At 30.1% G+C, this 11977-nt stretch carries 11 protein-coding genes; 1 reads left to right on the forward strand and 10 read right to left on the reverse strand.

The annotated features are described in order from the left end of the window. The first annotated feature begins 57 nt into the window (after positions 1-57). Positions 58-855, forward strand: coding sequence for a hypothetical protein (locus VSQ62_RS15830; RefSeq protein WP_334635778.1), 798 nt, complete (start codon positions 58-60; stop codon positions 853-855). Between the two features lie 323 nt (positions 856-1178). Here the strand turns inward: VSQ62_RS15830 and VSQ62_RS15835 are convergent, their stop codons facing one another. The 10 genes from VSQ62_RS15835 to VSQ62_RS15880 form a co-directional block, all read right to left on the reverse strand. Then, on the reverse strand, positions 1179-2597 hold the full coding sequence (locus VSQ62_RS15835) for a lipopolysaccharide biosynthesis protein (protein WP_334635779.1): 1419 nt from the start codon (positions 2595-2597) through the stop codon (positions 1179-1181). Further along, entirely contained in the window at positions 2573-3667 is a 1095-nt protein-coding gene (locus VSQ62_RS15840) for a polysialyltransferase family glycosyltransferase (protein WP_334635780.1), read from the reverse strand. The genes VSQ62_RS15835 and VSQ62_RS15840 overlap by 25 nt, the downstream gene beginning before the upstream one ends. A 10-nt stretch (positions 3668-3677) precedes the next feature. Then, entirely contained in the window at positions 3678-4730 is a 1053-nt protein-coding gene (locus VSQ62_RS15845; RefSeq protein ID WP_334635781.1) for a glycosyltransferase family 2 protein, read from the reverse strand. Positions 4731-4737: 7 nt separating this feature from the next. Then, positions 4738-5901: a hypothetical protein gene (locus VSQ62_RS15850; RefSeq protein WP_334635782.1), complete on the reverse strand. Its 1164-nt coding sequence runs from the start codon at positions 5899-5901 to the stop codon at positions 4738-4740. After that, positions 5898-7004 carry a glycosyltransferase gene (locus VSQ62_RS15855; protein ID WP_334635783.1) on the reverse strand — a complete coding sequence of 369 codons (1107 nt, stop codon included), beginning with the start codon at positions 7002-7004 and terminating at the stop codon, positions 5898-5900. The genes VSQ62_RS15850 and VSQ62_RS15855 overlap by 4 nt, the downstream gene beginning before the upstream one ends. A 26-nt stretch (positions 7005-7030) precedes the next feature. Beyond that, the gene (locus VSQ62_RS15860; RefSeq protein WP_334635784.1) at positions 7031-7990 is read right to left on the reverse strand and encodes a glycosyltransferase family 2 protein; all 960 of its coding nucleotides are present in this window, start codon (positions 7988-7990) and stop codon (positions 7031-7033) included. An 11-nt stretch (positions 7991-8001) separates the two neighbouring features. After that, on the reverse strand, positions 8002-8994 hold the full coding sequence (locus tag VSQ62_RS15865) for a glycosyltransferase family 2 protein (RefSeq protein ID WP_334635785.1): 993 nt from the start codon (positions 8992-8994) through the stop codon (positions 8002-8004). A 14-nt stretch (positions 8995-9008) separates the two neighbouring features. Further along, positions 9009-9707 carry a sugar transferase gene (locus tag VSQ62_RS15870; protein WP_334635786.1) on the reverse strand — a complete coding sequence of 233 codons (699 nt, stop codon included), beginning with the start codon at positions 9705-9707 and terminating at the stop codon, positions 9009-9011. 15 nt (positions 9708-9722) lie between these two features. After that, on the reverse strand, positions 9723-10979 hold the full coding sequence (locus tag VSQ62_RS15875; RefSeq protein WP_334635787.1) for a DegT/DnrJ/EryC1/StrS family aminotransferase: 1257 nt from the start codon (positions 10977-10979) through the stop codon (positions 9723-9725). A gap of 97 nt (positions 10980-11076) precedes the next feature. After that, positions 11077-11886, reverse strand: coding sequence for a hypothetical protein (locus VSQ62_RS15880; RefSeq protein ID WP_334635788.1), 810 nt, complete (start codon positions 11884-11886; stop codon positions 11077-11079). Positions 11887-11977: the final 91 nt, after the last annotated feature.

The following is an 11977-nucleotide window of genomic DNA, read 5'->3' on the forward strand; positions in this document are numbered from 1 at the left end:
AAGAAGCGTCTGTGCCACACGCACAGCATTAAACTAAACTACTAGGAGGTGCACTTTATGATCAAGTACTGGCAGTCCATGCAAGATTACAAGTACTTTCTCAACGAATCCAAAGTCCATTTCGATTCCTCTGAAAGAGTCCGGCTCCATACGGAGCTTTGGAAACCTTGGCAGAAACTCCGCCTTTTCGATACCGATAAGGCCATGGAGTTCCTTCTGCCCTTTTACTCCAACACTGGCAGGCCCGCTAAGAACCAGCCACAAATCTTAAGGTCTTTTATCCTTTTCTTTCTTCTATTTTCAGAAGGTTTGGCCAAGCTATCCCTTACCCTTTGGGTCGACAGGCTCAAACATGACCGCCTCCTTGCCGCTCTCATCGGCTGCACTACGGATTCCCTGCCGCCCCTCGGTTCTTATTTTGACTTCATGGACAGGCTCTGGACTGCACCGCCAACGGACTTATATGCGCGGGACAAACTGCTTCCGGCTTCCTGGAACACCAAAAAGCCGGATAAGCCCAAAGGCAAAAAACAGAAAGCACAGGAGGCAAAGCCCAAAATCACAGAATCTATCGAAAAACGGCTCATGAGCGGGAAGGATATCCCTTTTAACTTTGAAGGGCGGCTGCAGCATATCCGGCTTTACACCGACGTCCCCCGCGGCACAGATGCTTATAAGAAGATTTATAATCAACGCACCGCCACGGAACGTATCAACAACCGCATCCTCAATGATTACGGACTGCACCGTATGTTCATACACACAAAGGAGCATTATTCTTTCATGACGACCATGATTGGAATCTGCATCCATCTGGATGCCCGCTATAAACAGCAGGTGCAGGCAGCGGCATAAACCAAGTTTCCTGCTTCTGGATTCTTTCAGGCCTGTTTTCCGACAGGTTTTAAAGTCATGCACATTTTTATTCTTTATGCTCTCTGGACTGCTCAAGCCCCATAATCATCCATCCCTTATCCCTCTCATTTCTGAAAATCAACCCTTTCCTGCTTATTCTCTATTGAGTTTCCAAGAGTGCTCAAATAAATCAAAAATTTTCTTATTTTCCTCATCTTCAAATATTGCAAAACATATCATTTCTGCTACATATTTACCTAGCATTTGATCATTTTAAAACATTTTATTCACCTCACTAATATATTTCTCTAATAATACATTCTTCAAAACAAAGATTTTCTACTATATATTTTCTTTAATAAATAAATTCCAATACCTCCAGCCAATAACCATCTAATAATAATATAAGACTGAGATAATAAAGAAAATATTGCAACAGTATACACTATTCCTATTCCTGGAAGAAATATCTTCATTGAATATGGAAACTCTTCTTTTATAATTCTCTGTGCACAAATATAATGAAAAATAAATTGTAAGATATATGATATAGTAGTTGCTAATACAGCACCTATAGCCCCATATACTCTTATAAATATATAATTCAAATATATATTACAGATAGCAGCTAATGTAGTACCTATAGCAATTAATATCGTTTTTTTATAATAAAACTCAAAATTCACAGGAAAACTATACAAAAATACCATATATAGCCCTACAGCAAAAACAACAATATAACTTGTTCCATTCCAATAAGATTTATCAGCTATTATATGAAATACTTCTCTCGATAAAAGTATAAAACCACATGATATAATTGTATATAATTCCACATAATTCCTCGCATGCTTTTTCACTTCATCTAATTGGCGATACTTTGTATATTCAAAATAGAAAGGAACCCATGTATTATTTAATGCGCCATATATAGTCGACATAATACTTGCAAATGTAAATGCCATTGCATACACACCAACCGATGAATTACCAAGAAATTTTTGTAACATCAACTTATCAGATTGTGATAATATTATATTTGCCAATAAGTGAAATATCGTTGGTAAAGCAATCGGTATTGTAAATTTCCAATATTCTTTATTATAAAAAGTTTTTCCTTTATGAAAGATCAAGACATAACCTATCAATCCTACTAATATATTAATTAAAAGTTCGCCAAATATCTTACCCCAATAATTATTATCTTTATCAAGTAATAACACAAATATCAATGAAAATACAATATTTCCCACACTTAAAACAATAGCAATCAAAGCATTTTTATTTGCTTTAAATTCATAGGTCAATTTTGAATTCAAAGTATTTACCAAATATGTTCCTAATCCTTGAAACAACACACATACTACCATTAAAATATTTATGGACATATAATTTGATAGGATAACACATACAATCAAGACTAGTATTGATAACATCCCATATACAAGAATGGATAGTGACATTACGCTTGATTGATATTTTTCCTGATCTTCTGAATTAAAACTTGCTCTGGCATTAGCTATTGTACTAGCTAATTGAAGAGAAAGAATCGTAGCTGCCAAAGATACCCATGTTCTATACACCGAAATTATTCCATAATTTGAGGTACCCAATAATCTAGAAAATATAGGTGCAGAAAAAAAAGCTATTCCCTGTAACACAATTGTACTAACCAGATTAATTATAGCAATTTTATTCCATGATTTCTTAGCATTTCTCATTTTACTTTGAGATGATAACATATCTCTTTTAATTCCTCCAAATTAGTGGGGCAAAAAATCCTGTCCTTATCTTCATATGTATCCCTAAAATTCTCAAACAAATCAATCATTATAGGTTTTAAAACCCCCTCGTCATTGGTATATTTCTCATGCTTTAATTCATCCATATTAAACAAAAAAATCAAATACGGTTCCATTCCAAAAATTAACTTAGGCGTAAATGTTGATGTGGAAAAATATGAAATCAATACACTATCTGATAAATCGGAATTCATACATACCATTTCCCACATTATTCTTTGATTTTCAGATTTCATTAAACTATTGTACCTCTCTATTTTTTTTGATCTTGGGTGTAATCTCACTCTCAAAGATTGATATTGCAAATCTTTAAATATCTCAGCAATCTTTAGATCGATATTTTGATCTGGACCCAAAAGTAATATGCAATTTTCACTATTTATATTTTTAACATTAAAAATTCCATTAAATATGTCAATATTTTGTTTTATATCAATTCTCGGCATTGCTTTAACATTACAAACTTTGGAATAGGATATGCAAGAAGGACTGTATAGCAGCAATTCATCAAATGTTTTTTTTACTTTAACATTGATAAACACTTTCAAAAAAAAAGTATATATACTATTCAATGCATTATTTGCAACCCACAAATATGATCCTGTTCCTTCTTCATAAGTAATCAAACGAGCGGCATATCCATTTTTCCGAGTGACATAATTATCAATAATATATAATTCTGGAGAGCTACCATATGTAAATATATCAGTAACTTCATCTGATATATTGATTTTTAGAATTTTTAATTTTGTTACTCTTAATCTATATAATGAATAACAGTATGTAATAATCTTTTTTATAAATCCATGATTATAATCTACTATTCCACTCTCTAATGAAATAATTTCTGCAAAAATTTTTATTAAATATTTTTTTGAACAAAATTCGAAAAGATTATTCTCATTCGGATTTATTAAAATGAGTATAGCTTTATTTTTTTTGTACCAACTTAATTTTATGTTCACACAATTAAAAATCTGATATGGTGTAAAAGCGTAAAAAACTATCATAATTTCTCCTCTATTTTCTTTTAAGTGATCTATAATTTCCTATTCTCCAGATAATATATAAAGAAATTATATTCCCCCTATTTAACAGAAACACTTTAACAAATTGAGGTATAGTCAAATTGCTCCAATAACTTATCTTCAACTTACTATCATTCATCGAAGTTTTATATTTTATCTTCAACTTATTTAATTGTTTAATTTTATCTATAAAATGTATTTTAGACATAAAAATTTTAATAAAATTATCTTCTACAGCAAACCAATTTAAATACATTTTATAACACTCAAATTGTCTACGATTTGCTATATCTTTAAAAAAATCTCCCATTAATTTTTCCCAATAAGAAAAAAGTAATTTATTTTGTTCAAAGAGTTGTCTTTCTCTATTTTGTGTTACTGAACCTGTTGTTTCACGATATATATATAATGCTTTATCAAATCTATATATTGTATCCGCTTCCATAACACATTGATATAAAATCAAGCCGTCTTCTCCCAAGAATATTCCATGAGGTACACTTCTATATGCTTTCACCAGAAATTTCTTTTTTATAACTTTATTCCACAAACTTGGTTCAATTCCAAAATCATAAAAGCCATCAAAGTATAACATTTTGGGTATAATACTCTTTCTTATTTCACTTTTATTAAGTATCTTATCAAATAAAAAATGCGATAATTCCTTCTTATATTTGTTTTCTTTATCATATCTTAAATAATCAAACCAAAGTATATCCGGTTCATATAATTTAATTTTATTTTTTATCTCATTTATTGCATCTCGTTCAACAAAATCATCAGCATCTACAAACCATACATACGGATTATTCACTTTACTTAATCCACTTTTTCGTGCAATAATTACACCTTGATTTTTCTGATTTACTAAAATTACATTTTGATATTCATTTGAATATCTGCAACATATATCATAGCTTCCATCTTTCGATCCATCATTGACCAGAATAATTTGATCATCATATGATATTTGATGAACTAAACTTCTTATACAGCTATCTAAATATTGCTCTGCATTATAAATAGGTATAATTATACTAATCATTTTTCTCCTATCCAAAGTATAGATCCATTACTATATAATTTAATCTTATTCTACAATAAAACTCGAAGAATATTACCAGCAAAAAGGAAAATACTATTACAGCATTAAATTTAAAATCATTTCTTTTACTGATTCCCCTTATACCCCCTCCTTTAAACTCAATTATATATGTAAAATAAAAAACAATTATTGGTAAGAATAAAGAAATTATTATTATATTTGATCTCACAAACAAATCGTAGTTTCTAATGCTTCCTAACGCAAACATAACTACATATAAACAATATTCACCATATTGCCCCATATATTTTTTAAATTTTTTATTTTTATATACTTCTAAATACAAAAAAAGCACACCTACTTCTATAATCAAATAAATAAATATACCTTTTGGATTATACTCAGATCTTCCAATCAAATATCCCTCTATCTGTAATCTCAATGCATTTAAATATGGCATTTCATTAAATTTAGTTAAAAAATCTGCTATTATATCCGAAAAACCATATAAAAAAAAGCATACAAATATTACTGGAATCTTTATCCATCTTTTTCCTATTAACAAAACCATTCGCAAACCAACAAATATAACACATGACATATGAATTCCACATAATGACAAATACGAAATCCAACATAATATCTTGTTTTTCTTTTGGATAAGTTCTTGATACAATACAAAAGAAAATACAATAAATGCTAACATATTTCTTATTCCACTAACACTTCTAAAATCCATACAACAATATAAAAAGAAAAAGGCAAAAAGAATAGCTGTTTTATTGCTATTTAAATCAGATCCTGTCTGCCAAATCATTTCTGATGCTACTGTATATATAATCACTCCCGCAATCCATGGCAAAATTTGTTTTATACCTATTCTGGACAAAATAAATAATATAATAATATAAACCTTAGATACTTTAGAATATTCATTTAGCAAATTATTATCAAATATATATTGATTATCAAATAAATCTTGAAAAGATACATTTTTCATACTTTCAAAAGAAAGATAATGTCTATATAAATCATAATCAATCGGCGGGCTAAACCAAAAATATAATGCCGAAAATAAAACTGCACTAATAACAAAGAAAAAATGAAGTCTATTACGAGGTACAAAAAAAGACAATGTACATAAAAATATAATCGTACTTGTTATTATCATTTCGATTTTCTCCTAAACCGTTCTACTTCCTTCATAAATTTATCTGCTGATTGTTCTATAGAAAATCCATTTGCTTTGACAATTTTATAATATTGCTCTCGTTTATAATTTAAATTTAAACTACATATTTTTTCTAACCAATACTCATAATTCTCAATATCACAAAAAGAAACTAAATCGGATACTGCTAGTTCCTTTGATAATCTATCTGAAACAATGCAGGATATGCCATTTGCTTGTGCCTCTATGATAGAAAATGGTATCCCTTCATGGAATGAAGGCAACAAAAACACATCCATTCCATTTAAATATGCAGATATATTCTTTCTCATTCCCATAAAAAATACTCGAGATGACAATTGATTATTCATAACGAATTTTTCAAGTATTTCTAGGTCTTCCCCATCTCCAAATAGTACCAATTTAAACTTATCATCAAGTTTCTTTAATAACTTCAGTGAAAAAATCTGATTCTTTACTGCAGTCAGTCTTCCAATCATAGTTAAAGCAATATCCTCTTCTTTTAAACCTACCTCATATCTTACTTTTTGTCTCACTGTTTCTTCAAATTTATATTCGGAAATCTTTATTCCATTATTAATAATAACAACCTTATCATGTAACTCCTGACACTTTCCATAAAAATAATTGGCCGAATCCTTTGAACAAGAAAATGGAATATCAATTAACGAATAAAATCTTTTTGAATTAATATTCTCTATTATTAAAAAAATAAATTTTTTTATTCCTTTTTCTTCATTATTTGTACCATGAGAATGCATGATAATACTTATATTATTCTTGTTTGCACATTCTAATAATAGTATATTAACTTTACTAGTGTTGTTAATCCAAATATAATCGAAATCATTTTCTGCCATAATCCTCTTTATGCAGCTTATATAGCTTTTAACATAATTCAGTTTTGGAATGAAAAAATATCTTTTATTTCCTAATTTCAATTTTTCAACATAGATTGATTTCTCATGTATCAAAAAAAAAAACATTACATTATATCTCTTTTCTATAGATAATATGAGATCCATTATCAGTGTCCCCACTCCTCCCACCTCGTCTGGGAGACCATCAACTAAAATCTTCATTCTCCTGATCCTCTCCTATTTCAACATTACTTTATGTACATCCTCATAATTTTTATTATCCCGTAAAAATCAAATATCAATATTGCAAGAAGTTTTCTTGACATTGGAATAGTTTTTTCTACAAAAAAAGTCTTTCTATGGTTTCTATAAATAGACGAAAAAATACGTTTACATTCTTTCTCATTAAGGTCTTTGCTAATACCATAAATAGCCATATGTGTTTGTAATCCCATTGCCGCACGAACATATAATGCCTCTGCTATTTTTTTACATTCATTATTCTTTTCTGAATAATAATCAAAAATTTGTTTTCGGAAATCCAGATAATTTAGCATATTCTTATCTAGAATTCCATTACTTATTGATTTTGGATTATAAAAATAGTAGTATCGTTTTTCAGGAATAAAAACAAAAGATTTAATCTCTCTAAATATTTCAAAATTAAATGGAATATCCTCACTTGTCTTCCCTTCAATAAACCTGTATTTTTTGACAATTTCACTTGAATATAATCCTACACATACACTATCAATCTTCAACCTAAGAAAAGCTTTTTCTACTTCTTCATTAATAAAAATACGTTCTTTTTTAGAAACTATTTTGGATACTTTTTTCTCAAAAAAAGTCTCTTCATACATAACCATTGCAACATCAGCATCATACTTTATAATACATTCATATAGCCTATTAATAAAATTCTTATCAATAAAATCATCTGAATCTACAAATGATATATATCGTCCATTGCATTTTTCTAATCCAGCGTTTCTTGCAGAAGAGAGTCCACCATTCTTTTTATGTATAACTGTAATATTAGAATACTTAGAAGACAAATCATCACATATTTCAGGGCAATTATCTGGTGATCCATCATCCACAAGTATTATCTCAATATTTTTATAAGATTGATTTAAAATACTGCTTACACACCTCTTTAAATACTGCTCCACCTTAAATACAGGAACAATTACAGATATTAAATCCATATGTATTCCTCTTAATTAGTTATTCTTCGACTTAAAATCCCTTTACATATTCCCAGTCCATATCCAATATGTAAAATTAAAAATATAAACGGCATAAAAATACTTTGCAAATAAATACCACTATTCATACACGATATCAAAGTATTACCTACTGCAAATATAGCATATAATCCCCACATAACAACTGCAAACTGCCAGGTACCTCGAAATGCTAATATTCCTGTTACAACAATTGACAACACAAATACAAAAGGAATCAAATGATAAACACTAATACATCTTGGGCAAATTTTTAAAGTAAGACCAATCCAAAAGCCATTTCCATATTTTTGTTTTATCATTCTTTTGAAATCACTTCGTGCATATTGATAAGTAATAATCGAAGGATCATAACAGAAGTTATAACCTGCTTTTCTTACTCTATAATGAAACTCATTATCTTCCGTCCTCAATAATTGTTCATTAAATAACCCTACTTTATTAAAAACTTCTTTTCTATATGCAGCGTGAAACATAGATTTTACATATTTTTTTTCTTTACTCCTACGGCTCAAATTAATATTACTTCCAAATAAAGAATTTTCAACCTGTAATAATACATTACTCCATGGTGTATTATTTTTTATCAAACATGGTCTAATTCCTCCAACTACCTTTTCACCAGCCTGAATATTCTGCATTACTTTTTCAGAATATTCAGGAGTGACTTTTGTATGTGCATCAATTCTAGCAAGTACATCTCCAGTAAAATTTTGAATTGCAATATTCCAACCAGAAGCCTGCCTTTTTTTAGGATTATCTAATATCTGAATAGAATAGAATTCTGTATTTATTTTTTTAAATTCCTCCATTATTCCCTTGGTCCTATCAGTGGAATTACTATCTATAAGAACAAGTTCTATTAATTCATGCGGATATTTTTGAGCCTTCATATCCAATAAAAGGTTTGGGAGAAAATCCTCTTCATTATAGGCAACTATTCCTATCGTCAACTTTTTACACACATATACAACCTTCTCTATCTATATTCTCTTTCTAAAACAGCAAATATTGTTCTAAACATTATTCCAAATTCCCTAATAAGACCAAATTTTCTTATACTATTTAAATTATATTTCATTTTCCCAGGTAACACACATTCTACATATGTTTTTTCAACATCTTCTGAATTATTAAGTAATTTCCCTTCATCTTTATAATAAATACTAGCTTCAGATGTTATTCCTGCTGGTAATAACAGAGTCGCATACATTTCTCTATTATATTGTTTAACATACTTTGTTATCTCGGGTCTTGTACCTACAAAACTCATATTTCCTGATAAAACATCTAAAAGCTGTGGAAACTCATCTATTCTAAATCTGCGTAATATTTTTCCTATATTTGTGATTCTCGAATCACTATCTACAGTAATTGTAGTTCCGATTCTGTCAGCATCTTTTACCATAGTTCTAAACTTGTGAATTTTAAATTTTTTTCCATATGTAGTAATCCTCTCTTGACGATAAAACACGGGTCCTAGAGAATCCACCTTTATGAGAATGGAAATGATTATCATTGGAATTACAAATAGCATCAACATTATACTGGAAAAACTTATATCAAAGATTCTTTTTAAAAACAATTCTGCTTTTCTTTTTTCTAATATGTTATAATATTCTTTCACTTCTTCACATTTCATAAAATCTGGAAGAGCATCCCATTTTCTTAAAACCATATCTAACTTCCTCTTCTAAATATAGTTACTGACTACTTCCTTATAATTTTTAATAATATAATCTACATCCTCATTTGTGAGTTTCGTATGAAGAGGTAATGTTATAAGATTTTCATAATAATCATACGCATTTGGAAAATCTTTAATATTCCAACCTAACTTTTTATACGCCGTCATCATTGGTAATGGTTTATAATGAACATTGGTATTCACTCCTCTTTCTGCGAGTTTTATAATAATCTCCCTCCTGATTTCATCTGTTATTCCAGGGATCCTTGTTAAATAGAGATGTCCTGATGAGTTACTATTTGATGAGAAATGTTTCAAGTACTTTACACCTAGTGCATTACACATTTCATCATATTTTGCAATAACTTCTTTTCTTCTATTTAAAAGATCTGGATAACGTTCTAATTGTTTTAATCCAATCGCTGCCATAATATCTGTCATATTACATTTATACCATGTGCCTTGAATATCATATTCCCATGCTCCAAGCTCATTTTTAGTAAGAGCATCCTTACTTTGTCCATGCAAACTATAAAGTTGAAATTGACGATAAATTTCTTCATTATCTATATCCGGAATATCTTTCCACGTCGAAGCTCCACCTTCAGCTGTCGTAATATTTTTAACTGCGTGAAATGAAAAATCAGTAAAATCAGCAAATTGTCCAGACATTTTGCCTTTTTTATTAGCCCCCAACGCATGTGCGCTATCAGCAAAAATTAGAATACGTCCTTTTGCCTTTTGAATTCTTTGCCCCAACTCTGTATTACCTCTCGGTATAAAATCTCGTCTTTTTGCTTCTACAATTTCATAAAGTCTATCATAGTCAGCTATAACTCCACCTAGATCTACTGCTACGATTGCTTTTGTTTTTTCAGTAATCGCATTAGCCACTTTATCGTAATCCATTTCTGTTGAACCTTTTTGACTATCTATAAAAATCACTTTAGCACCACAATGAATTGCTACTGAAGCCGAAGCTGTATAAGTATACGAAGGCACTATCACCTCGTCTCCTGATCCAATTCCACAAACTCTAAAATTTAATTCTTCTGCAGCAGTTGCCGAATTCAGACAAACCACTCTCGATGTATGACAAAACTCTGCCAATCTTCTTTCTAATTCTTTAGTTCTTGGACCAGTTGTAATCCAACCAGATTTCAATGTCTCAACAACTTCATTTATCTCTAACTCCGAAATATCAGGCGGACTAAATGGAATATTTCTTAATACATTATTTTTTCCTGCTTTAATATTTGTCATATTAGTGACTCCTAATCATCATATAAATCTTGTAATTGTGTCAAAACTACAAATAAGTAGCAAATCTATTATATTTTTCAAATTCGACTAATGAATTCTAACAAACAATTGTTCCTAACACTTCTACCCCTCTTCTTACTGCCAATTCTCTCTCCTTCCGAATGAGTTTCTCATAAGATTCTCCTTTCCTTTCTATAAAAAGAATCCCTTCATAATATTCCAATTTCTTTAGTGCTTCTGCATGATATATAATCTGTCTATAAGGAGAAAATATAACATCGTCAATCTCTCCTGCTAACTGTTCGCAAATTTCTATTATATCATCTCCTGTAATAGTCCCTGCCAACATAACTCTCTTTATCTTCTTATTTGAATTTTTATGAATTGCCACCTGAACATTTATAGCTGAAATCTTTATTTGTTCTTTCCTTGGAATTTTAGCATACGGTCCTTCTTCCAAACAGCAAATCCAACGGTCTAGGAATCCACACCATTTTTTCTTTGATTCTTTTTTGCGAATAACTCCTAACAATAACATATCGAATTTTTCTTGGAACTTATCCTCACTCTGTAATTTTCCACTCATAACATAGTTTATACTGAAAACAAGGCAGGCTAGACATATTCCTCCAAGCATTCCAATGATAGCAAAAGAAATTGCACTAGATAATGGATCTTCAAATACAACTGGAACATTCACAACTTCCTCTTCTACTTGTTCTGCCAAATGCTGTTGCAACTGCTGTTCTTTCTTTAAACGATTATCTGTAATTGTCGTCTGATATCTATATACTCCCATAATAATTGCAAAAAAAGTCATGCATACAACAATACAACGCCATCTCTTAATCCAATAAAATATCAAATCAACCAAATTGATTTCATCGACTTCCTGAAACTCATCCATCAATAAAACTCCTTCCGCTTAGCGAGAATCCCACTATCTTCCACAACTCCCGTCGGACTTCACCACTGCTCCTTCTTTGTAACCCTTTGTG

This window comes from Sporofaciens sp. JLR.KK001 (genome assembly GCF_036941055.1).
GTDB lineage: Bacteria > Bacillota > Clostridia > Lachnospirales > Lachnospiraceae > Sporofaciens.

Excerpts from the sequence above, each read along its gene's own strand:
- VSQ62_RS15855 (WP_334635783.1), bottom strand. The coding sequence starts at position 7,004 with ATGAAGATTTTAGTTGATGGTCTCCCAGACGAGGTGGGAGGAGTGGGG.
- VSQ62_RS15830 (WP_334635778.1), top strand. The coding sequence starts at position 58 with ATGATCAAGTACTGGCAGTCCATGCAAGATTACAAGTACTTTCTCAAC.
- VSQ62_RS15845 (WP_334635781.1), bottom strand. The coding sequence starts at position 4,730 with ATGATTAGTATAATTATACCTATTTATAATGCAGAGCAATATTTAGAT.
- VSQ62_RS15840 (WP_334635780.1), bottom strand. The coding sequence starts at position 3,667 with ATGATAGTTTTTTACGCTTTTACACCATATCAGATTTTTAATTGTGTG.
- VSQ62_RS15835 (WP_334635779.1), bottom strand. The coding sequence starts at position 2,597 with ATGTTATCATCTCAAAGTAAAATGAGAAATGCTAAGAAATCATGGAAT.
- VSQ62_RS15870 (WP_334635786.1), bottom strand. The coding sequence starts at position 9,707 with ATGGTTTTAAGAAAATGGGATGCTCTTCCAGATTTTATGAAATGTGAA.
- VSQ62_RS15875 (WP_334635787.1), bottom strand. The coding sequence starts at position 10,979 with ATGACAAATATTAAAGCAGGAAAAAATAATGTATTAAGAAATATTCCA.
- VSQ62_RS15850 (WP_334635782.1), bottom strand. The coding sequence starts at position 5,901 with ATGATAATAACAAGTACGATTATATTTTTATGTACATTGTCTTTTTTT.
- VSQ62_RS15860 (WP_334635784.1), bottom strand. The coding sequence starts at position 7,990 with ATGGATTTAATATCTGTAATTGTTCCTGTATTTAAGGTGGAGCAGTAT.
- VSQ62_RS15880 (WP_334635788.1), bottom strand. The coding sequence starts at position 11,886 with ATGGATGAGTTTCAGGAAGTCGATGAAATCAATTTGGTTGATTTGATA.